Source organism: Streptomyces arenae, assembly GCF_022343545.1.
Taxonomy (GTDB): Bacteria; Actinomycetota; Actinomycetes; order Streptomycetales; family Streptomycetaceae; genus Streptomyces; species Streptomyces humi.
Window position 1 is genome coordinate 1 of the sequence record NZ_JAKQYH010000053.1, and the last position, 23767, is coordinate 23767.

General features: G+C 70.2%; 24 protein-coding genes. 12 read left to right on the plus strand and 12 right to left on the minus strand.

Annotated elements, in window-relative coordinates:
* Nucleotides 1-983 (minus strand): phosphoribosyltransferase domain-containing protein (locus tag MB828_RS23520; protein WP_301649964.1); only part of this gene is annotated, 983 nt, incomplete at its 3' end.
* A 29-nt stretch (nt 984-1012) separates the two neighbouring features.
* Entirely contained in the window at nt 1013-2185 is a 1173-nt protein-coding gene (locus MB828_RS23525; protein ID WP_133022138.1) for an HpcH/HpaI aldolase/citrate lyase family protein, read from the minus strand.
* Nucleotides 2186-2362: 177 nt separating this feature from the next.
* Here MB828_RS23525 and MB828_RS23530 point away from each other — a divergent pair, with 177 nt between their 5' ends.
* On the plus strand, nt 2363-3166 hold the full coding sequence (locus MB828_RS23530; RefSeq protein ID WP_133022137.1) for a TerD family protein: 804 nt from the start codon (nt 2363-2365) through the stop codon (nt 3164-3166).
* A 45-nt stretch (nt 3167-3211) separates the two neighbouring features.
* Here MB828_RS23530 and MB828_RS23535 read toward each other — a convergent pair whose 3' ends face one another.
* From MB828_RS23535 to MB828_RS23560, 6 genes are all read right to left on the minus strand, one after another.
* Nucleotides 3212-3949, minus strand: a complete 738-nt coding sequence (locus tag MB828_RS23535; RefSeq protein ID WP_133022136.1) for a TerD family protein — start codon at nt 3947-3949, stop codon at nt 3212-3214.
* A 128-nt stretch (nt 3950-4077) separates the two neighbouring features.
* A complete protein-coding gene (locus MB828_RS23540) occupies nt 4078-5223 on the minus strand; it encodes a DUF475 domain-containing protein (protein ID WP_133022135.1) in 1146 nt (381 codons plus the stop codon).
* Between the two features lie 109 nt (nt 5224-5332).
* Nucleotides 5333-5908 (minus strand): TerD family protein, encoded by a 576-nt coding sequence (locus MB828_RS23545; protein ID WP_046729035.1) that lies wholly within the window; start codon nt 5906-5908, stop codon nt 5333-5335.
* Between the two features lie 119 nt (nt 5909-6027).
* Nucleotides 6028-6603 carry a TerD family protein gene (locus MB828_RS23550; protein WP_133022134.1) on the minus strand — a complete coding sequence of 192 codons (576 nt, stop codon included), beginning with the start codon at nt 6601-6603 and terminating at the stop codon, nt 6028-6030.
* A gap of 172 nt (nt 6604-6775) precedes the next feature.
* Nucleotides 6776-7234, minus strand: coding sequence for a peroxiredoxin (locus MB828_RS23555; protein WP_046729037.1), 459 nt, complete (start codon nt 7232-7234; stop codon nt 6776-6778).
* Nucleotides 7235-7421: 187 nt separating this feature from the next.
* A complete protein-coding gene (locus tag MB828_RS23560) occupies nt 7422-7859 on the minus strand; it encodes a DUF3052 domain-containing protein (protein ID WP_046729038.1) in 438 nt (145 codons plus the stop codon).
* A gap of 460 nt (nt 7860-8319) precedes the next feature.
* Here MB828_RS23560 and aceE point away from each other — a divergent pair, with 460 nt between their 5' ends.
* Nucleotides 8320-11067 (plus strand): pyruvate dehydrogenase (acetyl-transferring), homodimeric type, encoded by a 2748-nt coding sequence (gene aceE / locus MB828_RS23565; protein WP_301649965.1) that lies wholly within the window; start codon nt 8320-8322, stop codon nt 11065-11067.
* Between the two features lie 333 nt (nt 11068-11400).
* On the plus strand, nt 11401-12255 hold the full coding sequence (locus tag MB828_RS23570; protein WP_301649966.1) for a potassium channel family protein: 855 nt from the start codon (nt 11401-11403) through the stop codon (nt 12253-12255).
* Between the two features lie 85 nt (nt 12256-12340).
* Here the strand turns inward: MB828_RS23570 and MB828_RS23575 are convergent, their stop codons facing one another.
* A complete protein-coding gene (locus tag MB828_RS23575) occupies nt 12341-12634 on the minus strand; it encodes a small hydrophobic protein (protein WP_133022382.1) in 294 nt (97 codons plus the stop codon).
* Between the two features lie 223 nt (nt 12635-12857).
* Nucleotides 12858-14477 (minus strand): MFS transporter, encoded by a 1620-nt coding sequence (locus MB828_RS23580; protein ID WP_301649967.1) that lies wholly within the window; start codon nt 14475-14477, stop codon nt 12858-12860.
* 66 nt (nt 14478-14543) lie between these two features.
* Here MB828_RS23580 and MB828_RS23585 point away from each other — a divergent pair, with 66 nt between their 5' ends.
* The 3 genes from MB828_RS23585 (at nt 14544) to MB828_RS23595 (ending at nt 17383) form a co-directional block, all read left to right on the plus strand.
* The gene (locus MB828_RS23585) at nt 14544-15170 is read left to right on the plus strand and encodes a TetR family transcriptional regulator (protein WP_301649968.1); all 627 of its coding nucleotides are present in this window, start codon (nt 14544-14546) and stop codon (nt 15168-15170) included.
* Between the two features lie 82 nt (nt 15171-15252).
* Nucleotides 15253-16470: an alpha/beta hydrolase gene (locus MB828_RS23590; protein WP_301649969.1), complete on the plus strand. Its 1218-nt coding sequence runs from the start codon at nt 15253-15255 to the stop codon at nt 16468-16470.
* A gap of 67 nt (nt 16471-16537) precedes the next feature.
* Nucleotides 16538-17383 (plus strand): DUF4429 domain-containing protein, encoded by an 846-nt coding sequence (locus tag MB828_RS23595; RefSeq protein WP_133022128.1) that lies wholly within the window; start codon nt 16538-16540, stop codon nt 17381-17383.
* Nucleotides 17384-17449: 66 nt separating this feature from the next.
* On the opposite strand, the gene MB828_RS23600 is transcribed toward MB828_RS23595, so the two are convergent.
* Nucleotides 17450-17917: a MerR family transcriptional regulator gene (locus MB828_RS23600; RefSeq protein ID WP_301649970.1), complete on the minus strand. Its 468-nt coding sequence runs from the start codon at nt 17915-17917 to the stop codon at nt 17450-17452.
* A 97-nt stretch (nt 17918-18014) separates the two neighbouring features.
* Here MB828_RS23600 and MB828_RS23605 point away from each other — a divergent pair, with 97 nt between their 5' ends.
* Nucleotides 18015-18485, plus strand: a complete 471-nt coding sequence (locus MB828_RS23605; protein ID WP_301649971.1) for a GNAT family N-acetyltransferase — start codon at nt 18015-18017, stop codon at nt 18483-18485.
* Nucleotides 18486-18504: 19 nt separating this feature from the next.
* Complete coding sequence (locus MB828_RS23610) at nt 18505-19329, plus strand: serine hydrolase domain-containing protein (RefSeq protein ID WP_301649972.1); 825 nt, start codon at nt 18505-18507, stop codon at nt 19327-19329.
* Nucleotides 19330-19430: 101 nt separating this feature from the next.
* Here the strand turns inward: MB828_RS23610 and MB828_RS23615 are convergent, their stop codons facing one another.
* Nucleotides 19431-20084, minus strand: a complete 654-nt coding sequence (locus MB828_RS23615; protein WP_301650036.1) for a pirin family protein — start codon at nt 20082-20084, stop codon at nt 19431-19433.
* Between the two features lie 73 nt (nt 20085-20157).
* Here MB828_RS23615 and fasR point away from each other — a divergent pair, with 73 nt between their 5' ends.
* The 4 genes from fasR to MB828_RS23635 all read left to right on the plus strand — a co-directional run bounded on the left by fasR (nt 20158) and on the right by MB828_RS23635 (nt 23761).
* Nucleotides 20158-21363 carry a fatty acid biosynthesis transcriptional regulator FasR gene (fasR, locus tag MB828_RS23620; protein ID WP_301649973.1) on the plus strand — a complete coding sequence of 402 codons (1206 nt, stop codon included), beginning with the start codon at nt 20158-20160 and terminating at the stop codon, nt 21361-21363.
* A gap of 89 nt (nt 21364-21452) precedes the next feature.
* The gene (locus MB828_RS23625; RefSeq protein ID WP_301649974.1) at nt 21453-22373 is read left to right on the plus strand and encodes an ACP S-malonyltransferase; all 921 of its coding nucleotides are present in this window, start codon (nt 21453-21455) and stop codon (nt 22371-22373) included.
* 17 nt (nt 22374-22390) lie between these two features.
* Nucleotides 22391-23422, plus strand: coding sequence for a ketoacyl-ACP synthase III (locus MB828_RS23630; protein WP_301649975.1), 1032 nt, complete (start codon nt 22391-22393; stop codon nt 23420-23422).
* A 90-nt stretch (nt 23423-23512) separates the two neighbouring features.
* Nucleotides 23513-23761, plus strand: a complete 249-nt coding sequence (locus tag MB828_RS23635) for an acyl carrier protein (RefSeq protein WP_133022121.1) — start codon at nt 23513-23515, stop codon at nt 23759-23761.
* Nucleotides 23762-23767: the final 6 nt, after the last annotated feature.

Genomic DNA, 23767 nt, shown 5'->3' on the forward strand with positions numbered 1-23767 from the left:
CGGTCGTCGGTCGCGTGCGGGTGGGTGGGGGCTTGTCGCGCAGTTCCCCGCGCCCCTGGGTGGGTGCGCTTGAAGTCGGCTTCAGGGGCGGCGTCGGTCAGGGGCGCGGGGAACTGCGCGAACGGCCACGACGGCGCCGCGGACGGCCGACCACCCGTCGCGGCACCCTCTTCGGCCTCAGGGGCGGCGTCGGTCAGGGGCGCGGGGAACTGCGCGGACGGCCACGACGGCGCCGCGGACGGCCGACCACCTGTCGCGGCACCCTCTTCGTACCGCGCCACCAGCTCCTGCCCCTTCTCCAGGACGCCCTCGGGCAGCTTCACGGTGCCGGAGGCCGCGGCCACCAGGTCCACCCTGGCGCCGATCTCACCGGCGAACGCCGCCAGCCGGCCCGCGTCCGCCGTCGAGCGCATATCGACCAGAGCCACCACGACGTAACGTTTCCGCGGATAGCGGGCGTGGAGGTCGCGGATCGTGTTCAGGACCGTGTTGCCCGTGGAGAACTCGTCGTCGACCAGGACCAGCGGACCGTCGCCGGACAGCAGGGCCGGGTCCGCCGGCAGCAGCAGGTGCGAGGTGGCGTGCGAGTGGGACTCCTCGAAGCCGCCCGCGCGCGCCACCCCCTCGACCGGCCGGCGTGTGGAGTGCAGGTAGGGGGCGAGACCGATCCCGTCGGCCACCGAGTGCCCGAGCCCCGTGGCCGTCTCCGCGTAGCCCAGCACCACAGACCGCGCCGCCTCCTCGTCGCCGAGAAGGTCACGCACCCGGCGGCCCAGAGTGAAGCCGTGGCCGTAGACGACGGACGGCGACTGCGGGACGTGCTTGCCGAGGACGTTGGAGACCAGCAGGTGGGCCCGCTTCGGGTTGCGTCGCAGGGCCAGGCCCAGCAGGGCCCGGATGCCGTCGTCGCCCACGAGTTCGACGCCGAGCCGCTCCGCGACCCAGCTGCCGGACCAGACCCCGTTGTTCGCTGCGATGTTCATGCGTTCCCTGTGTCGTCCCCTAGCGCCCGTCACCCGGGTATCCCGGCGGCGAGCAGCTCCACGAAGCCGACGTCCTCGTTGGCGACACCGAACACCTCGGCGCGGAGCATCGTCCGCTCGGCCCAGGCCCGGTGCGGCTTCACCTCATTCATCTTGTTCGTGTAGGCCGAGCGAAGTACACCCCCGCCGCCGCGTTCCGGCCGCAGGATGTCCTGCGCGTCGGAGAACTCCTCGTGACTGACCACGGACAGCGCGTGCACGGGGATGACATGGGACGGGTGGATGCACGTCTTGCCGAGCAGCCCGTTGGCCTGGTCGAGGGAGATCTCCCTCAGCAGACCGTCCATGGCGTGCTCGATGAGCCGGTCGCGCAGTTCCACGGCCTGCTCCGCCAGGAAGGGGCTGGAGCGCAGCATCGGCTTGAACATGCGCTCCGGGACCCGGAAGTACTCCCACACCGGCCCGGTCACCGTGAAGCCGGTGCCGTCGGCCCGGCCCAGCATGTTCACCACGTCGGCGATGACGGAGGCGATGATCTGCACGTCGTAGGCGGTCATGTCGGGCGCCCTGCGCAGCCCGTACGAGGAGCAGAAGTCGGTGACGCCGAGGCGCAGCGCGAGCACCTTGTCGCGGTACTTGTCGACCGCGCGGGCGATGCCCTCCAGGGCGTCCACCCGGGTCTCCCGGTACATCAGCTCGGGCGTCTCCAGCACGGGCATCCCGAACAGCCGGCGCCCGCTGCGCGCCTCGGCGCCCTCCAGGGCCTGCAGGAAGGGGATGCCGCGTTCCTCGGTGAACTTCGGGAACACGAACCCGGACAGCAGCGACACGCTCCCGCCCAGGCGTCGTACCAGGTCGGGGATCTGCTCGGCGTCGCGCACCCGGATGAAGAGCAGCGGCAGCTCCACCCCCGCCCGCTCCCGCGCGGCCAGGTCGGCGAACTGCCGGACGAGGTTCTCCTCGCCCGCCGGCACGTCCTCGTCGCCGATGGAGTCCTCCAGGCACAGCACCATGGAGACCACGCCGAGGGCCGCCTGCTTGACGATGTCGTCGGCGAGCCGCGGCCGGGTCGCCGGGCTGTACAGCGTGGCACCCAGGGCCGCGGAGAGCACCCGGGCAGGGGAGTCCGCGGTGAACACGCACGGCTCCTGGTGGAAGAGACGCTGTCGCACCTCAGGGGCGATGTGCCCGAAATGACGCATGGAACTCCCCCGTGGCGTTGAGCCGGGCCTGTGAATTGGGTAAAGGGTGGCCGGTAATAGTACGTACAAAGTCATGTCGCGGGTTCCCGACGGGCATGAATTTCAGGTAACCCGCCTGTGTCGGCCACAAGGCACCCCACGTTGTCGTGACCAGGACCGAGAGGGCAGGATGACCGCATGACGCACGCGATGCTGAAGGGGTCGAACGTCCCGGTGGAAGCCGCCACGGTCCGGGCCGTGCTGCGCTGGACGCCCGGGCAGGGAGTACCGGACGTCGACGCTTCGGCGCTGCTCCTCGGCCCCGACGGACGTGTGCGCTCCGACGAGGACTTCGTCTTCTACAACCAGCCCCGGCACCCCTCCGGGAAGGTCTGGCGGCTCGGCAAGAAACGGGTCGCCGAGGGCCTCACCGACACGATCCAGACAGAGCTGCCCGGTGTCGAGCCCAGTGTCGGCCGAATCCTCCTGGTCGCATCGGCGGACGGCATCCCCTTCGAACACGTACCCGCCCTGCGCATCCTGCTGTACGACGCGGGCGCCCCGGACGCCGAGGCGCTGGCGCATTTCGACATCAAGCCGGAGACCGGCGCGGAGACGGCCCTGATCTGCGGCGAGCTGTACCGCAGGGGTGAGGGCTGGAAGTTCCGGGCGCTCGGCGAGGGCTACAGCAACGGCCTCAAGGGCCTGGCCACGGACTTCGGCATCTCGGTGGACGAGTCCGAGCCGATGGAGGAGCCGTCCGCGTCCCAGCCGCTGCCCCCGGAGCAGCCCACCGCGGTCCCCGTCCAGCCGGCCTACGGCTACCCCCAGCCGGTCTCGCCGGCCCAGCCGACCTACGGCTACCCGCAGCAGCCCCCGTACACCCAGCAGCAGCCCCAGTCCGGCTACGGCTACCCGCCGCCGGCCCCGATCCCGGTCCCCACGGTCCCGAACACGGACTTCCGGCTGCCACCCCAGGGCCCCCAGTTCATCGGACGCTAGGACCGGGCCGGACGCCTCCAGGGGCGCTGGGTCCCCGTGGGCGGGCTACCGCTCCGCCTTCGCCTTGTACCCCCGCCCCCACTGCAACCCCCACCCGTACAGCCGGTCCAGCTCCCCCTGGAACCCGTACACGAACTTCACCTCACGGCGGACGATCAGCTCGCCCTTCACGTTCTCGATCATCACCACCGCACAGGACCGCGCCTGCGGATGCCGTTCGTCCAGGCCTATCTCGATCCGCGGCCCGTTGCTCGGGTACAGCGTGACGATGGCGTGGGTGCGGTCGAAGGCCGGCGTCTGGTCGTAGATGTAGACGAACACCAGCAGCCGCTTGATGTCGTCCCGGTGGTCCAGGTTGACGTACATCGTCTCGCCGGACGCCGAGCCGAACCGGTCGTCGCCGCTGAGCTTGACGTACGGCGGCGCGTTCACGTCGCCGAGCAGGCCGCCCAGGGGCTGGACGACCCCCTTGCTCCCGTCGGCCAGCTCGTACAGCGCGCCGAGGTCGAGGTCGACGTTGACCATGCTCTGCCCGTGGCCCATCACCTCCGGCGGCTTGAGCGCCTTGAAGGGGTGCCGGAACAGACTCTCCCGCTGCTCGCCGTCGAAGTCGGACGTGCGCATCCGCCAGGTGAGGTTGACCCGCAGGTTGCCGGTGGCCGCGCCCTGCTTCGTGAGGGACACCTGCTGGTGCCGCCTGGTGAGCTCGATGGAGTTGGACGCCGCGCTGCCCGAGTCGAACTCGGCCGCCCTGCCGCCCAGCAGTCCGTCGAAGAAACCCATTCCCGCCCCCAGAGACTCCTGCCGACACCGCGGGGCGGCCGACCGCGTCGGCCGCCCCCACAGAGCGTTCCTCGTCCGGGAGGGCGTCACACCCTCCCTTTCGGGCCGGGCCGCCGCCCGGCCGCCGGTCAGACGCCGGACGAGACCTCAGCCTTCTCGTCCGACCCCGCTTTTCCCTCGGCTTCCGCCAGGCGCTGGTTGCGCCGCACCGAGGACCAGAACGACCAGGCGATCAGGACGACACCGACGAGACCGGTGATGACCTCGTTGATCTCGTACTGGATGGTGACCATCAGGATGACCGCCAGCGCGCCGATCGCGTAGTGGGCGCCGTGCTCCAGGTAGACGTAGTCGTCCAGGGTGCCCTGGCGGACCAGGTAGACGGTGAGCGAACGGACGTACATCGCGCCGATACCGAGGCCGAGGGCCATCAGCACGATGTCGTTGGTGATGGCGAACGCGCCGATCACGCCGTCGAAGGAGAACGACGCGTCCAGGACCTCCAGGTAGAGGAACATGAAGAACGCGGCCTGGCCGGCCAGCAGCACCGCCGACTTCTTCTTGCCGGTGCGTTCGGCCGCTTCCTCCTCCTCGTGCTCGCGCTCCTCCTCGGCCTCCAGCCGATCCTCGAAGAAGCCGGAGAGCCCGCCGACGATCATGTACGTGATCAGGCCGGCGATACCGGCGATCAGGACCGTCTGCGCCTTGTCGACGTGACCGCCGCCGTGCTGGTGGGCGTGGGTGGCGAAGGTGAAGGAGGTGATCAGCAGGACGATCAGGGCGATGCACACCGCCAGCATGTCGACCTTGCCGAGCTTGGCCAGCGGGCGCTCGATCCAGCGCAGCCACTGGATGTCCCGGTCCTCGAAGATGAAGTCGAGGAAGATCATGAGCAGGAACATCCCGCCGAAGGCGGCGATCGCCGGGTGGGCGTCGGTGACCAGTTCCTGGTAGCGGTCCTTGTTGTTGAGCGCGAGGTCGACCGCCTCGATGGGGCCCATCTTGGCGGTGACCGCGACGATGACGACGGGGAACACCAGTCGCATGCCGAAGACCGCGATGAGGACGCCGACCGTGAGGAAGATCTTCTGCCAGAAGGCGTTCATCTTCTTCAGGATTCCGGCGTTGACGACCGCGTTGTCGAACGAGAGGGAGATCTCGAGGACGGCGAGGATCGCCACGATGCCGAAGGCCTGCCAGCCCCCGTAGAAGACCGCGGCGACCAGGCCGAGCGCGGTGATCGCGAACGACCAGCCGAAGGTTTTCAGAAGCACTGGCTACCCAATCATCGTGTACTCGGCTTTACTCACTGTTGACCACGGAGTCTAGAGGGCATCGGTGTCGTACGGGTCGAGCGGGCCCCACATCCGGACCCTGCGGCCCCTACGAGACATTCACTCCGAAGTCGAGCGCGATGCCCCGCAGACCCGACGCGTACCCCTGGCCCACGGCCCGGAACTTCCACTCGCTCTGGTAGCGGTAGAGCTCGCCGAAGATCATGGCGGTCTCGGTGGAGGCGTCCTCGCTGAGGTCGTAGCGGGCGAGCTCCTGGCCGTCGGCCTGGTTGACCACCCTGATGAACGCGTTGGAGACCTGCCCGAAGGTCTGGCCCCGCTCGTCGGCCATGTGGATCGAGACCGGGAAGACGATCTTGTCGCAGTTGGCCGGCACCTTCGTCAGGTCGACCAGAATCGATTCGTCGTCGCCCTCGCCCTCTCCGGTGAGGTTGTCGCCGGTGTGTTCCACCGAGCCGTCGGGGCTCTTGAGCTGGTTGTAGAAGACGAACCACTCGTCGCCGAGCACCCGCCCGCCCTGGCACAGCAGGGCGCTGGCGTCCAGGTCGAAGGGGGCGCCGGTGGTGGAGCGGGCGTCCCAGCCGAGTCCGATCAGGACGTTGCTGAGGTTGGGTGCGGCCTTGGAGAGGGAGACATTGCCCCCCTTGGCGAGCGTGACGCCCATGATTGCTGGTCCTCCCCTGACTGGTGCTTCACGGTTGTCCTGCGCGTCCGGCGCCGACCGTAAACGGTTCGGCGCCGGACAGAGCGGACTTTCGAACGCCCCGGGGGCGTTCTCCTGCCTCAGACGTTGACGCCGAAGTCCTGGGCGATGCCGCGCAGGCCCGACGCGTAGCCCTGGCCGATGGCGCGGAACTTCCACTCCGCGCCGTTGCGGTACAGCTCGCCGAAGACCATCGCGGTCTCCGTGGAGGCGTCCTCGGAGAGGTCGTAGCGAGCGATCTCGGCGCCGCCGGCCTGGTTGACGACGCGGATGAACGCGTTGCGGACCTGACCGAAGGACTGCTGGCGGTTGTCGGCGTCGTAGATCGACACCGGAAACACGATCTTGTCGACGTCGGCCGGGACCGCGGCCAGGTCGACCTTGATCACCTCGTCGTCGCCCTCGCCCTCACCGGTGAGGTTGTCGCCGGTGTGCTCGACCGAGCCGTCGGGGCTCTTGAGGTTGTTGAAGAAGACGAAGTTCTGGTCGCTGGCGACCTTGCCGGCCGTGTTCAGCAGCAGGGCGCTGGCGTCCAGGTCGAAGTCGGTGCCGGTGGTGGTCCTCACGTCCCAGCCGAGACCGACGAGGACCGCGGTCAGGCCGGGGGCCTCCTTCGTCAGCGATACGTTGCCGCCCTTGCTGAGGCTGACTCCCACGAGTCCTCCCATGTGGTGTCCAGGGGCGGGTGCCCCGTCGTGCGTCGGATACCGGATCAACGATTCGATCCTAGTGACGGGTTCCCGCCGCCCGCAGGCCCTGGACCCGGAAGAATTCCCGGGTGTCGGCCTGGCCGCCCCCTAGGGGGCGAGGGGCGGCGGCCGTAGGGGCCTACAGGGCGTCGAGCGCCGTCACGTACTCGTTGAGGTCGCGGGCGTCCGGCAGTCCGTTGACCACGGTCCAGCGCACGACGCCCTCCTTGTCGATGACGAAGGTGCCGCGGACGGCGCAGCCCTTGCCCTCGTCGAAGACGCCGTAGGCGCGCGAGGTCTCGCCGTGCGGCCAGAAGTCGCTGAGCAGCGGGTACTCCAGCCCCTCCTGCTCGGCGAAGACGCGCAGGGTGTGGATGGAGTCGTTGGAGACGGCCAGCAGCTGGGTGTCGCGGTCCTCGAACCTCGGCAGGTTGTCACGCAGCTCGCACAGTTCGCCGGTGCACACCCCCGTGAAGGCGAACGGGTAGAAGAGCAGCACGACGTTCTTCTCGCCGCGGAGGTCGGACAGCTTCACGGTCCGGCCGTGGTTGTCCTTGAGCTCGAAGTCGGGCGCCTTGTCGCCGACCTGGATCGCCATCGCTCTGCGTCCCTTCGTCAGGGTCTGTTCGGGTGCGAACACCCTATGCGGCGGCCCTCACGAGGCGATCACGGCAGGCCGGGCGACCGGCCGGCCACGGCAGGCCGACGGAGGGACCGGGAGTCCGGTCCCTCCGTCGGCGGGGCTCAGCGAGGGGCCGGGAGTCCGGTCCCTCCGTCGGCGGGGCTCAGCGCTTCTTGGCGGCGGCCTTCGGCGTGTTCAGCCGGCTTCCGTTCCAGTCCTTGCCCACGCTGACGCTCTTGGTCTGCGACAGGCCGGCGGTCGTGACCGCCTCGCCGATGTCGCTCGGCTCGACGTAGCCGTCGCGGCCGGTCTTCGGCGTCAGCAGCAGGATCGAGCCACCTTCCTCGAGGAAGCCGAGGGCATCGACCAGCGCGTCCGTCAGGTCGCCGTCATCCTCACGGAACCAGAGCACCACGGCGTCGGCCACGTCGTCGTAGTCCTCGTCCATCAGCTCGTTGCCGATGGTCTCTTCGATGGACTCGCGGAGCTCCTGGTCGACGTCGTCGTCGAAGCCGATCTCCTGGACCACCTGGTCTGGCTGGAACCCCAGCCTGACGGCAGGGTTCGTCCGCTCCTCCGCGTGGTCCGCGGTCGCGCTCACGGGTTGCCTCCTGATCATGTCTTGGTGATGAACTCAGCCACGCGCGTGCGCGAAGCATTGGCCGTAGTCCACACGGGCGGGACGGATCGCGCAAGTACCCGGCCGTTCAGACCGCCGAAACGGTGACGATCCCGGCCGTGTCGCCGCAACTCCCGGCACCGTATCGCGGATGACCGTGACACACACCACTGCCTTTTGCCCGCAATATACCTTTCGGAATCATCCTCACGCACGACGGTCGAACGAGTTTGCCAAGCGCGTCACACCCCGGGCGTATCGTTGCGTTTTGGCCGGTCCCGAGTTACCTCGCGGTAGAGATGACGTGTGCTGCCCCGGGGTGGACGATGGACAGCGGCGTGGGCAGAACGCCGGAAAAACACAGGTAGGACAGGCAGGACAGGCAGCACAGCCAGAGCAGTCAATCAGGGAATCAGTGCCCCTCTGACAGGTAAGGAACAGCGTGGCTTCCGGATCCGATCGCAACCCGATCATCATTGGCGGCCTTCCGAGTCAGGTTCCTGACTTCGATCCCGAGGAAACCCAGGAGTGGCTCGACTCGCTCGACGCCGCCGTGGACGAGCGCGGCCGGGAGCGGGCCCGCTATCTGATGCTCCGCCTGATCGAGCGGGCGCGCGAGCGGCGGGTGGCCGTGCCCGAGATGCGCAGCACGGACTACGTCAACACGATCCCGACCCGGGCCGAGCCGTTCTTCCCGGGCAACGAGGAGATCGAGCGCAAGGTCCTCAACGCGACCCGCTGGAACGCCGCCGTGATGGTCTCGCGCGCTCAGCGGCCCGGGATCGGCGTGGGCGGCCACATCGCCACCTTCGCCTCCTCCGCGTCCCTCTACGACGTCGGTTTCAACCACTTCTTCCGCGGCAAGGACGACGGCCTCGGCGGCGACCAGGTCTTCTTCCAGGGCCACGCCTCCCCCGGCATCTACGCGCGCGCGTTCCTGCTCGACCGGCTCAGCGAGGCCCAGCTGGACGGCTTCCGCCAGGAGAAGTCGAAGTACCCGGACGGCCTCTCCAGCTACCCGCACCCGCGGTCGATGCCGGACTTCTGGGAGTTCCCCACGGTGTCGATGGGCCTCGGTCCGATCGGCGCGATCTACCAGGCGCGGATGAACCGCTACATGCACGCGCGCGGGATCGCCGACACCTCGAAGTCGCACGTGTGGGCGTTCCTCGGTGACGGCGAGATGGACGAGCCGGAGTCGCTCGGCCAGCTGTCCATCGCCGCCCGCGAGGGCCTGGACAACCTGACCTTCGTCGTCAACTGCAACCTCCAGCGGCTCGACGGCCCGGTGCGCGGCAACGGCAAGATCATCCAGGAGCTGGAGTCGGTCTTCCGGGGCGCCGGCTGGAACGTGATCAAGCTGGTCTGGGACCGCACCTGGGACCCGCTGCTCGCCCAGGACCGCGACGGCGTGCTGGTCAACAAGATGAACACGACGCCCGACGGCCAGTTCCAGACCTACGCCACCGAGTCCGGTTCCTACATCCGCGAGCACTTCTTCGGCGACGACCAGCGGCTGCGCGCGATGGTCGCCAACATGACCGACGACCAGATCCTGCACCTGGGCCGCGGCGGCCACGACCACCGCAAGATCTACGCGGCGTTCAAGGCGGCCACCGAGCACCGGGGCCAGCCGACGGTCATCCTGGCCAAGACGATCAAGGGCTGGACGCTCGGCCCGAACTTCGAGGGCCGCAACGCCACGCACCAGATGAAGAAGCTGACGGTCGCCGACCTGAAGGGCTTCCGGGACCGCCTGCACCTGCCGATCTCCGACAAGGAGCTGGAGTCCGGTCTGCCGCCGTACTACCACCCGGGCCGGAACTCGGAGGAGATCCAGTACATGCACGACCGGCGCAAGGGGCTCGGCGGCTACGTCCCGACCCGCGTCGTACGCTCCAAGCCCCTCGCCCTCCCGGACGACAAGACGTACGCGACTGTGAAGAAGGGCACCGGCCAGCAGTCCATCGCGACCACCATGGCCTTCGTCCGGCTCCTCAAGGACCTCATGCGGGACAAGGAGCTCGGCCGCCGCTTCGTACTGATCGCGCCGGACGAGTACCGCACGTTCGGCATGGACTCCTTCTTCCCGAGCGCGAAGATCTACAACCCGCTCGGCCAGCAGTACGAGGCCGTGGACCGCGATCTGCTGCTCGCCTACAAGGAGTCCCCGACCGGCCAGATGCTGCACGACGGCATCTCGGAGGCGGGCTGCACGGCTTCCCTGATCGCGGCGGGCTCGGCGTACGCCACCCATGGCCAGCCGCTCATCCCGGTGTACGTCTTCTACTCGATGTTCGGTTTCCAGCGCACCGGCGACCAGTTCTGGCAGATGGCCGACCAGCTGTCGCGCGGTTTCGTCCTGGGCGCGACCGCGGGCCGTACGACCCTGACCGGTGAGGGGCTCCAGCACGCGGACGGCCACTCGCAGCTGCTGGCCTCCACGAACCCGGCCTGTGTCGCCTACGACCCGGCCTACGGCTACGAGATCGCGCACATCGTCCAGGACGGCCTGCGCCGGATGTACGGCGGCGACGCCGAGCACCCGCACGGCGAGGACGTCTTCTACTACCTGACCGTCTACAACGAGCCGATCCAGCACCCGGCCGAGCCGGCCGACGTGGACGTCGAGGGCATCCTCAAGGGCGTCCACCGGATCAGCGCCGGCGCGGAGGGCTCGATCCCCGCGCAGATCATGGCGTCCGGCGTGGCGGTCCCGTGGGCGGTCGAGGCGCAGCGGATCCTCGCCGCCGACTGGAACGTGAAGGCCGACGTCTGGTCCGCCACCTCCTGGAACGAGCTGCGGCGCGAGGCCGTGGCCTGCGAGCAGCACAACCTGCTGCACCCGGAGGAGGAGCAGCGGACGCCTTGGGTGACGCAGAAGCTGAGCGGCGCCGAAGGTCCGTTCGTGGCCGTGTCCGACTGGATGCGATCGGTTCCGGACCAGATCGCGCGGTGGGTGCCGGGCACGTTCCAGTCGCTGGGCGCCGACGGGTTCGGGTTCGCCGACACGCGGGGCGCGGCGCGCCGCTTCTTCCACATCGACGCCCAGTCGATCGTGGTCGCGGTGCTGACCGAACTGGCCCGTGCGGGCAAGGTGGACCGGTCCGTGCTCAAGCAGGCCATCGACCGGTACCAGCTGCTGGACGTGTCGGCGGCGCACCCGGGCGTGGCGGGCGGCGACGCGTAGCGCTCCGCGAGGAGGCCGGTGGGCAACTGCGGGCCGGTGGGGGCTGGTGGGCGACTGCGGGCCGGTGGGGGCTGGTCGCGCAGTTCCCCGCGCCCCCTTCGGGGCGCTGGTCGGGGCCGGTCGCGGAGTTGCCTCCCCCAGCCCTCGGCCGGGGCGGGCCACGGGCGGCTGCGGGCCGGTGGGGGCTGGTCGCGCAGTTCCCCGCGCCCCCTTCGGGGCGCCGGTCGGGGCCGGGCGCGGGGTTGCTCGCGTCCCCTTCGGGGTGCTGGTCGGGGTCGGGCGCGGAGTTGTCCGGGCCTCTTTCAGGGCGCGGATGATGCCTACGATGCCCCCATGGAACGACAGTCCGCGCAGGCTCGTTGGGAGCAGGTGACCCAGCGGCCGTTGCTGGCGCTGGCGGTGGTCTTCGCGGTCGCGTACGCGCTGCCGATCGTGGACAGTTCCGCCGGTCACGTCCTGACGTCCGCGTGCACGGTGGCGGAGTGGGTGGTGTGGGGGTCCTTCGCCACCGACTACCTCGTACGGCTGACGCTGACGCCCCGGCGCCGGGAGTTCGTGCGGACGCACTGGATAGACCTGTGCGCGGTGGTGCTGCCGCTGCTCCAGCCGCTGCGGCTGCTGCGGCTCGTCGCGACGCTCACGCTGGTGGGGCGGCGGGCCCGGATGGCCTCGCAGATCCGGCTGACGACGTACGTCGTCGGCGCGGTCATCGGCCTGCTCATGTTCGGGTCGCTGGCCGTCCTGTCGGTCGAACGCGATTCTCCCGACGGGAACATCCGGACGCTGGGTGACGCCCTGTGGTGGTCGTTCACCACGATGACGACGGTGGGATACGGCGACCACGCCCCGACGACCGGGCTGGGCCGGATGATCGCGGTCGGACTGATGCTGTCCGGGATCGCCCTGCTCGGTGTGGTGACCGCGAACATCGCCACCTGGTTCATCGCGCGCTTCGAGAAGGACGACGACGAGGAACGACGGCAGACGGAGGCGATCGCCGCGCTGACCGAGGAGGTACGGGCGCTGCGGACAGAGGTGGTCGCTCTGCGGGACGGAGTGGGGGCCGAGGCGACGGCGTCGCGCTCACCGGCGCTGGCGGGGTGCAGCTGCGCCCACCCTCCCCCACCCTCCGCTCCGCTCGAGCGGGGGGACCCCCATCGTCCCAGCGGCACGACTGCCCACAGCTAGGACGTGCCCCGTAAGGGGGCTCTGGGGATACCCCCGGCCGAAGGCTGGGGAGGAACTGCGCGGCCGGTCCCCGCCGGCCCGCACGCTACATCGGCGACACGCCGCCCAGCCACAGCAGTGCCAGCACGGTGTCGATCGCGCCCAGCACCACCGCGACCAGCGCCGGTATCGAGCTCTTCGGGTTCCACGCCCGGCCCATGGAGAGCCAGCCGCACACCAGCGCGGCCGGGCCCAGGATGATTCCCAGCGTGAAGAAACCGGCGACTGCGCAGATCGTGCCGATGATGCCCAGCGTGCCGCGGTCCAGCCCGTCCCGTGCGCCTGCTCGGCCACGTGAACGGGGGTACCCACGCGTTCGTTGCCCGAAGCTCGCCATCATCAACTCCCTCGTCTCCATGGACTGTTCGGGTGTGATGACCGGGTACCCCTGTTCCGCGTCCGCAGACCTGCCCGCGCGCTGCCCCCCTCCGGCAGCGCGCCGCGGCCCGGGCCTCCTCCCATGCCCTGCGGAGGACTTGACCCACTGTGACCTGCGGCGCGTGCCGAACGCGAGGAATCTTTAGCGGAGTCACCCTGATAGGTGAAAGACCCCTGAACCGGAGTCAGATGTGGCCGACGCCCGCGCCACTGTCCGCGTTCTCGCCCCGCTTCGTGAGCAGCGCGACCAGGATCGCGACCGCGGCCACGCCCGCGGCGACGAGCGAGGCGAGACTCATGCCGGAGATGAACGTGTCGTGGGCGACACCGGTGATCTTCGCGGCGATCGCCTCGGGTGTGCCCTTGGCGACCGGCGCGACCCCGACCTGCACCGCCTCGGAAGCCTGGGCCAGCTGCGCCGGGGTCAGCCTGGGCAGGCCCGCGTCGGCCCAGTTGCCCGGCAGGTCGCTGTCGACCTTGGAGGCCATCACCGCGCCGAGTACGGCCGTACCGAGGCTGCCGCCGATCTGCATCGCGGCCTGCTGGAGACCGCCGGCCACACCGGAGAGTTCCATCGGGGCGTTGCCGACGATGACCTCGGTGGCGCCGACCATGACCGGCGCGAGGCCGAGACCGAGCAGGGCGAACCAGACGGCCATGATCCCGCTGCCGGTGTCCGCCTTCAGCGTGGACATGCCGTACATGGCGATCGCGGTGGCCGCCATGCCGCCGGCCAGCGGGATCCGCGGGCCGAGCTTGGTGATCGCGGCGCCGGCCAGCGGCGAGCCGACGATCATCATGCCGGTGAGCGGCAGCAGGTGGAGGCCGGCGTCGACCGGGTCCATCCCGTGCACGTTCTGGAGGTAGAAGGTCACGAAGAACAGGCCGCCCATGAAGGCGATGGCCATGAGGACCATCAGGACCACACCGGCCGACAACGGCACGGAGCGGAACAGGCCGAGCGGGATCAGCGGCTCCCTGACCTTTGTCTCCCAGAAGGAGAAGAGGGCGAAGCCGAGCACGGACACGACGATGAACGTCCACGTCTTGCCGTCGCCCCAGCCCCAGGTCGGCGCCTTGATGAGGGCCCAGACCAGGCAGAACATCGCGCCGGAGAGCAGGCCGATGCCGAGCAGGTCGAAGGAGCGCGGGGCGTTCTCCGCACGGTGGTCGAGCAGCATGACCACGCCGAGCACGAGGGCGATCAGACCGACCGGCACGTTGATGAAGAACACCGACTGCCAGCTGACGTGCTGCACCAGCACGCCGCCGAGGATCGGGCCGCCCGCGGTGGAGGCGCCGATGACCATGCCCCAGATGCCGATCGCCATGTTGAGCTTCTCGGCGGGGAAGGTGGCCCGCAGCAGGCCGAGGGCGGCCGGCATCAGCAGTGCGCCGAACAGGCCCTGGAAGACCCGGAAGGTGACGACGAGGCCGATGCTGTCGGACAGGCCGATGGCGCCGGAGGCGGCGGCGAAGCCGACGACACCGATCAGGAAGGTCTGCCGGTGGCCGAAGCGGTCGCCGAGCTTGCCCGCGGTGATCAGCGAGACCGCGAGGGCGAGGAAGTAGCCGTTGGTGATCCACTGCACCTGGGCGAAGGTGGCACCGAGGTCCTTCTGGATCGCCGGGTTGGCGATGGCCACGATGGTGCCGTCGAGGGCCACCATCATGACCCCGACGGCGACGGTTATCAGGGTGAACCAGGGGTGGCCGCGCAGGCCGGAGGCCGGCGGCCGCTGCGACGGCGCCGCCGCTGCCTTGTCCCCCGACCCCGCCGTGTCGAGCGTGGTCTGACTAGTCATGCGGGCGAGGCTAGTGTCAGCCTCTGACATTTGACAAACAAATTCACTAGTCAGTAACTGTCAGGCATGGAAACGTTGCGCGAACGCAAGAAGCAGCGCACCCGGGACGCGCTGTTGCGGTCCGCGCTCGAACTGTTCGTGGCCCAGGGCTACGAGCGCACCACCGTCGACGAGATCGCCGAGTCCGTCGACGTGTCGCAGCGCACCTTCTTCCGCTACTTCGCCGGCAAGGAGGAAGCGGCCTTCTTCCTGCCCCGGCTCACCGAGGCGTACTACGTGGAGGCACTGCGCCGGCGGCCGCCCGAGGAGGCGCCGCTGGAGGCGCTGCGCGCGGCGGTCCTGGACAGCTTCGACTCGATCGAGCAGGCCATCGAGCGGTACGTCCCGCTCGAACTGCACATGCGTGCCTACAAGGTGATCGAGGCGACCCCGGTCCTGCACGCCGCCCATCTGGGCCGGCAGTCGGAGACGGAGGAGGAGATCGCCCGGATCGTCGCGGAACGGGAGGGAGTCGACCCGGACACCGACCCCCGGCCCCGGCTCCTGGTGGCGCTGTTCGGCGCCGTGATCCGGGTGACCGAGCGGCACTGGTCGGTGGGCGACGACTTCGGCGTGGCGGCGATCCGCGACCTCACCGTGGCCTACCTCGACCAGGTGGGACCGGCCCTCCTCGGGGACTGGCGGGAGAGCTGAGATCGGCCTCACGTTTGCCAAAACGTGATAACCGTCACTCAGTTACCGCGAGACCCCTTCGTTCTCCTAGTGTGTCCTCCCAGTGACTTCCTTCGACACCTCCCCGCCACTCAACGTCTGGCGCGCGCTGCTCGCCCTCGCCGTGGTGTTCGTGATGCTCGCGACCACCGGCTGGACAGCTCTGCGCGCCCACCGCGAGATCACCGCGCTGCAGACCTCCCTCGACAAGTGGGAGCACGGCAGCGTCCGCGGCCTGCGGCTGCCGGACCCGGAGGCGTCACCCGCGCGGCTCACCCGCTTCTTCGCGTCGCTCACCGCACAGGAACGCGACCGGCTCGTCCACCACTACCCGCTGGCCGTCGGCAACATGAACGGTGCCCCGGCCGAACTGCGGTACCGCGCCAACGACATCGCGCTCGACCAGCAACGCAAGGTCGAGAAGAAACGCATGCACGACCCACGGCTCAGCGCGGCGGGGCAACAGGACGCGGGCCGCCGGATGCACCGCTACGAGGCGCTGCTCACCAAGGGCCGGCAGATCCTGGCCTTCGACCCGGACGGCGACGGCCGGGTCGCCGAGGTGATCGGCGACCTCACCCGGGCCCGGCGGATCTCCGTCGTCGTCCCCGGCGTCGACACCGACCTGCTCACCTTCCAGAAGACGAACCGCCAGTACACCGCGCCGGTCGGCATGGCCAAGGCGCTGTACCGGGAGGAGCACACGGCGAGCCCTTCGACCCGTACGGCGGTGATCGCCTGGGCCGACTACACCGCACCCGACGGGCTCGGCGTGGGCGCGGCGACAGGCGCGGCCGCGGAGCGGGGTGCCGTACGCCTGAACGCACTGCTGCGCGCCCTGCCCGGCACGGCACCGGTGTCGATGTTCTGCCACAGCTACGGCTCGGTGGTCTGCGGGGTGGCCGCGCACGGCATGCCGGGGCGGGTGACGGACATAGCGGTGGCCGCGAGCCCCGGGATGCGGGTCGAGAAGGCCTCGCACCTGGGCACGTCGGCCCAGGTGTGGGCGATGCGGGACGCCACCGACTGGATCCAGGACGTCCCCTATCTGGAGCTCGGCGGGCTCGGCCACGGCGCCGACCCGGTCTCCGGCTCCTTCGGGGCGCGGGTGCTGTCGGCCCGCGACGCCCAGGGGCACGCCGGCTACTTCGAGCCCGGCACGGACAGCCTGCGCAACCTCGCGGACATCGGGGTCGGCGCGTACGGCGCGGTCAGCTGCGCCCAGCACGATGACGGGTGCCGGGCGGGTCTGCCCGGCACGTCGACGGCCGAACGCGCGTAGAAACAGCAGGAAGTGCGGTGCGCGCGGGGATGGGACTGAGAAGCACGTGCCGCATACGATGAGCCGCATGGGTGACGTACTGGCCGGATTTCATGCCGCCTGGGAGTTCGAGTCCGACTCCGTGCGCATCCGTTACGAACGCGGGATCCGCACACCCAAGCTGTTCCAGACCCTGGGCGAACGGCGGGTGCCGCTGGCCGCGCTGGCGGGCGTGACCCTCACCCCGGGCAAGCGGGGCACGGTCGTACTGCGGGCCGAACCGCGTCCCGGCGCGGATCCGTTGATGGAGGCGGCGGCCGGCCAGCTCAAGGACGGCAGCGATCCGTACCGGCTGGTCCTGCCGGCCGAGCGGGAGACTCTCGCCGAGCACTACGCCGAGGAACTGCGCCCGCTGCTCACCGCCTCCGGGCCGGCCGAAAGGTTTCTGGTGCCCGCCCCGGAGGCGCCCCGGCAGTTCAAGGCGTACGACGGGAAGGCGAGCTTCGACGGCAAGGCCGTGCACTTCCGGTGGTCGTGGACGGGGGCGTCGACGGCCAAGTGGAAGGCCGGCGACCAGCGCTTCGCGGTGGCCGACCTGGGCGGTGTGGAGTGGCGCTCACCGGAGATCTTCGAGGGGCATCTACGACTGCTGCGGCGGGACCTCACGGGGGCGGCGGTGCCGGCGGACCAGGATCCCGCGACCGTGGTGTTCGGGCTGGGGTACGGGCCGGTGCACGAGTCGTTGCCGTTCGCGGCGGCGGTGCTGGAGGCGGTACGGGCGAGGGGCGCGGCCGCGGTGCCGGCGGCGGCGGGGCGCCGTGACCCCGCCGACATCGCCGAGCGGATCCGGCACCTGGGGGAACTGCATCAGGCGGGGCTGGTCACGGACGAGGAGTTCTCCGCGAAGAAGGCGGAGTTGTTGGCGGAGCTATAGCAGTTCCTTCGGGTGCGGGTCGTGGTGGGTTGCTCGCGCAGTTCCCCGCGCCCCTGACGGGGCGCTTCAGTTGCCGCCCTTCTCATAGAAGCTGATCTTCTTGTCCAGCACCGACAGGGTGTCGTGGAGTTCGGCGATCCGGGAGAGGACGTCCCTTCTCGTCTGCTCCAGGAGTTCGCGGCGCTCCTGGTAGGTCGTCTCGCCCTCTCTCACCAGTTCCGCGTAGCGCACCATGTCCGCCACCGGCATGCCGGTCAGGCGGAGCTTGGTGACGAAGTCCAGCCAGTCCAGGTCGCGGTTGGTGTAGCGGCGCTGTCCGGTGTGGGAGCGGTCGATGTGGGACATCAGGCCGATCCGCTCGTACCAGCGCAGGGTGTGGGCGGTCAGGCCGGTGAAGGCGACGACCTCGCTGATCGTGTAGCGGTCCTGGCCCTCGGGACGCGGGTGCCGACGGGGCGGGGCGGAACAGATGTCGGCGGGCTCGCGGTCGGACTGCTCGGTGGGGGTCGCGGTCGTGGTCTGCATCACCGTCATGACCCAACGCTATGACCTTGGAGTGCACTCGAAGCAAGCGGGACCCGGTAAGAAATACCGCGACGCGGCCGGAACCCGGTGGCTAGCGTTCGTGCACATGAGTCTCGTACGCCGTGCCACCCCGTCGGACGCGCCGGAAGTACTGCGCCTGCGCCAGATCATGATCGACGCGCTGCCCGGCGGGGACGCCTCGACCGGATGGCACGCCGAGGCGCTGCCGGGGCTCGCGGCGCGGCTGGGCGAGGCCGACGGTGACTTCGCCGCGTTCGTCGTGGACCACCCCGACCGGCCGGGGGCGCTGGCGGCGCTGGTCGCCGGGACGGTCGACTACCGGATCGGCAAGGCGAGCAGTCCGCACGGGCGGGCCGGGTACGTCTTCAGCGTGGCCACCGACCCGGACGCGCGTCGCCGCGGGTACGCGCGCGCGTGCATGGAGGAGCTGCTGGCCTGGTTCCGGGAGCGGGGCGCGGGGCAGGTCATGCTTACCGCGTCCGCCGAGGCCGAACCGCTCTACGCCGCGCTCGGCTTCGTCCACAAGCCGGACCCCACGATGATCCTGCCGCTCTGAGCCGCTTAGGGTCGTAGGCATGTCGTTGCAGAGCCTCGCGCTGATCGAGAACTGGCCGGTTCCCACCGCCGCGGCGGGTGCCGTACGCGCCGACGGGACGGTCCTGGGCGTCCACGGGCCGGCCGGTCACCGCTTCCCGCTGGCCTCCGTCACCAAGCCGCTGGCCGCGTACGCGGTGCTCGTCGCGTACGAGGAGGGGGCGGTCGAGCTGGACGAGCCTGCGGGGCCCGAGGGCGCGACGGTACGGCACCTGCTCGCGCACACCTCGGGGCTGGCCTTCGACGAACACCGGGTGACGGCGCCGCCCGGGGAGCGGCGGCTGTACTCCAACGCCGGGTTCGAGGTCCTCGGGGACCATGTCGCCAAGGCGACGGAGATCCCGTTCGCGGAGTACCTGCGGCAGGCGGTGCTGGAGCCGCTCGGCATGACGTCGACGACGCTGGAGGGCTCGCCGGCGAAGGACGGGGTCTCGTCGGTGGCGGACCTGCTGCGCTTCGCCGCGGAACTCCAGGCCCCGAGGCTGCTGGACCCGCGGACGGTCGCGGAGGCGACGCTGACCGTCCAGTACCCGGGCACGAAGGGCGTGCTTCCGGGGTACGGCCACCAGAACCCGAACGACTGGGGCCTGGGTTTCGAGATCCGCGACTCCAAGTCACCGCACTGGACGGGCGGTTCGTCCTCACCCCGCACCTTCGGCCACTTCGGCCAGTCGGGCACGTTCCTGTGGGTCGACCCCGACGCGGGCCTTTCGTGCGTGGCCCTGACGGACCGCCCCTTCGGCCCCTGGGCGATCGAGGCATGGCCGACGTTCACGGACGCGGTCCTCGCAGAGTCACACGGCTGAGAAGCGCCCCGTCAGGGGCGCTGGGGGTCCCCCCGGCCGGAGGCTGGGGGAGGAACTGCGCGACCAGCCCCCACCGGGCCGCAGCCGGACAGCGACCCCGGCTACCCCGCCATCTCCCACATCAGCAGCTCAACCGGCGTCAGGCCCTCGGCCTCCAGGGCCTGGGCGGCGGTGATCCGTGCCGCGTCCCCGGGGCCCAACGGCTCTTCCCCCAACCGTACTTCGCCCCGCACCACGTGCACGTACACGTACGCGCCGTCCGGTACCGCCGTCCGCTCCCCCGCCCCGAGCCTGCGGACGTGCAGCATCGCCCCGGCCGCCGGGACCGCGTAGGGCGTCGAGTCCGCGATGCCCCGGACGATCTCGTACGACGGCTCGCCGCCCGGCCGCACCGGCGCCAGCCACATCTGGACGAACGTCAGCGGCCCGCCCCCGTCGTTGCGCTCCACGTGCCGCACGCCCCCGGCGGAGCTGAGGCGCTGCACGTCGCCGTGGCGGACCACCGTCTCGTTGCCCGCGGAGTCGCGGTGGGTCAGCTCGCCCTCGACCACCCACGTCACGATCTCGGTGTGGCTGTGCGGATGCTCGTCGAAGCCGGCGCCGGGCGCCAGGTGCTCCTCGTTGCAGGCGATGACCGCCCCGAAGCGCAGGTTGTCGGGATCGTAGTGGGGGCCGAAGGAGAAGGCGTGGCGGGACTCGATCCCGGTCGCCGGGTCGCCGCCCCGGTAGCGCTGCGCCGCGCGCCTGACGTCCATCACGGCACCACCGTAGACCGCAGTCGGCACCCGGCGGCGCACTCGCCCGTCCGGATAAGGCAGTCTTGTCCCCGTGCCCGAACCCGTAACGCGCAAGTCCGACCCCTCGGCTCATGTCGTCCACCCGCACTCCGCGACCCTGAAGCGGCTGGAGAAGTCGTCCGGCAGTCTCGCCGCCCAGGCCATCGCACGCATGGACGACACCCTGCCGTGGTACCGGGCCATGCCCCCGGAGAACCGCTCCTGGATCGGGCTCGTCGCCCAGGCCGGCATCGCGGCCTTCACCGAGTGGTTCCGGCGCCCCGACGCGCCGCAGGCCATCTCGACGGACGTGTTCGGGACCGCGCCCCGCGAGCTGACCCGGGCGATCACGCTGCGGCAGACCGTGGAGATGGTGCGGACCACCATCGAGGTCATGGAGAGCGCCATCGACGAGGTGGCGGCCCCGGGCGACGAGAGCGTGCTGCGCGAGGCGCTGCTCGTGTACGCGCGGGAGATCGCCTTCGCGACCGCCCAGGTGTACGCCCAGGCCGCGGAGGCACGGGGTGCCTGGGACGCACGTCTCGAGTCGCTGGTCGTGAACGCCGTGCTGAGCGGCGAGGCGGACGAGGGCGCGGTGAGCCGGGCCGCCGCGCTCGGCTGGAACTCGCCGGACCACGTGTGCGTCGTCCTCGGCACCGCGCCCGACGGGGACAGCGAGCTGACCGTCGAGGCCATCCGGCGGGCCTCCCGGCACGCCAAGCTCCAGGTGCTGACCGGGGTGCTCGGGGACCGGCTCGTCGTCATCGCCGGCGGCAGCGACAACCCGCTGGCCGTGGCGAAGTCACTGATCGGCCCGTTCGCCGCCGGGCCGGTCGTCGCGGGGCCCGTCGTACCCGATCTGCTGGCCGCCACGCGGTCCGCGCAGGCCGCCGCCGCCGGGCTCAAGGCGTGTTCTGCCTGGCAGGACGCGCCGCGGCCGGTGCTGGCGGACGATCTGCTGCCGGAGCGCGCCATCGCGGGCGATCCCAGTGCGCGTGAGCAGCTGGTGGAGGAGATCTACAGACCGCTGGAAGAAGCGGGCTCGGCGCTGCTGGAAACGCTGAGCGTCTATCTGGAACAGGCGAGCAGCCTGGAGGGCGCCGCCCGGATGCTCTTCGTCCACCCGAACACCGTGCGCTACCGGCTCCGACGTGTGACTGACGTCACCGGATGGTCACCGTCCGATGTACGATCCGCCTTCACGCTGCGGATCGCGCTGATCCTGGGACGTCTGGTCGATGGAGATCCCCAGGCATAGCGTTTTGTCGGGGGTCCACAAAACCCCCTCGTGTTCTTCGTCCCTGTCCCCACGGGCGGCCGTGGCCGTCCACAAGAGAGAGTGTGAGAGTGCTCGTACTCGTCGCTCCCGGCCAGGGCGCTCAGACGCCCGGCTTCCTGACCCCCTGGCTCGACCTCCCCGGTGTCGAGGACCGTCTGCGTGCCTGGTCGGACGCCATCGGTCTCGATCTCGTGCACTACGGCACGAACGCCGACGCGGACGAGATCCGGGACACCGCGATCGCCCAGCCCCTGCTCGTCGCCGCCGGGATCCTGTCCGGCGCGGCACTCGGTGACATCGCGACCGTCGCCCCCGGCGCCGTGGCCGGTCACAGCGTCGGTGAGATCACCGCCGCCGCCTTCGCGGGCGTCCTGGACGACACCGCCGCGCTGACCCTCGTACGCAAGCGCGGGCTCGCGATGGCCGAGGCCGCCGCGGTCACCCGGACCGGCATGTCGGCGCTGCTCGGCGGCGACCCGGAGGTCTCCGTCGCGCACCTGGAGAAGCTCGGTCTGACCCCGGCGAACATCAACGGTGCCGGTCAGATCGTCGCCGCGGGCACGCTGGAGCAGCTCGCCGCGCTCGCCGAGGACAAGCCCGAGGGCGTCCGCAAGGTCGTCGCCCTCAAGGTCGCCGGTGCCTTCCACACGCACCACATGGGCCCCGCGGTCGACCGGCTCGCCGAGGCGGCGAGGGAGTTCGCGCCCCTCGACCCGAAGTTCACCTACGTCTCCAACAAGGACGGGCAGGCCGTCGCGTCCGGTACCGAGATCGTGGACCGGCTGGTCGGCCAGGTCGCCAACCCGGTCCGCTGGGACCTGTGCATGGAGACCTTCAAGGAGCTCGGCGTCACCGCCCTCCTCGAGGTGTGCCCCGGCGGCACCCTGACCGGCCTCGCGAAGCGCGCCCTGCCCGGCGTGAAGACGCTGGCCCTGAAGACCCCCGACGACCTCGACGCGGCCCGCGAGCTCATCGCCGAGCACAGCTGATTTAGGAGCGCACAGCGATGTCGAAGATCAAGCCCAGCAAGGGTGCCCCGTACGCGCGCATCCTCGGCGTGGGCGGCTACCGCCCGACCCGTGTGGTGCCGAACGAGGTGATCCTCGAGACGATCGACTCGTCCGACGAGTGGATCCGCTCGCGTTCCGGCATCGAGACCCGGCACTGGGCGGGCCCCGAGGAGACCGTCGCCGCGATGTCGATCGAGGCCGCCGGCAAGGCGATCGCGGACGCGGGCATCTCCGCCGAGCAGGTCGGCGCCGTGGTCGTCTCCACCGTCTCGCACTTCAGCCAGACCCCGGCCGTCGCCACCGAGATCGCCGACAAGCTGGGCACCGACAAGGCCGCCGCCTTCGACATCTCGGCCGGCTGCGCGGGCTTCGGCTACGGCCTGACGCTCGCCAAGGGCATGGTGGTGGAAGGTTCCGCCGAGTACGTCCTGGTGATCGGTGTGGAGCGGCTCAGCGACCTCACGGACCTCGAAGACCGGGCCACCGCCTTCCTGTTCGGCGACGGCGCGGGCGCGGTCGTCGTCGGCCCCTCCCAGGAGCCGGCGATCGGCCCCACGGTGTGGGGTTCCGAGGGTGACAAGTCGGAGACCATCAAGCAGACCGTCCCCTGGGACCGGTTCCACTTCGGTGACCGGTCCGGGCTGCCCGTCGACAGCCAGGGCAACATCAAGTTTCCTGCGATCACGCAGGAGGGCCAGGCGGTGTTCCGCTGGGCCGTGTTCGAGATGGCGAAGGTCGCGCAGCAGGCACTGGACGCGGCCGGAATCAGCGCGGACGACCTTGACGTCTTCATCCCGCACCAGGCCAATGTGCGGATCATCGACTCGATGGTGAAGACTCTCAAGCTGCCGGAGCACGTCACGGTCGCCCGTGACATCCGCACCACCGGCAACACCTCGGCCGCCTCGATCCCGCTCGCGATGGAGCGGCTCCTGGCGACCGGCGAGGCGAAGAGCGGTGACACCGCGCTCGTCATCGGGTTCGGGGCGGGTCTCGTCTACGCCGCCACTGTCGTTACCCTCCCCTAGGCACTCCGTGCCGGATCATGCATCCGGTACGGGTACGCCGACTGCAACACCGCAGCAACCGTCTGGAACATCTAAGAAGGAGCGCCTGACATGGCCGCCACTCAGGAAGAGATCGTCGAAGGTCTCGCCGAGATCGTGAACGAGATCGCCGGCATCCCGGTTGAGGACGTCCAGCTGGACAAGTCCTTCACCGACGACCTGGACGTCGACTCGCTGTCCATGGTCGAGGTCGTCGTCGCCGCCGAAGAGCGCTTCGACGTCAAGATCCCGGACGAGGACGTCAAGAACCTCAAGACCGTCGGCGACGCGACCGCCTACATCCTCAAGCACCAGGACTGAGCACCC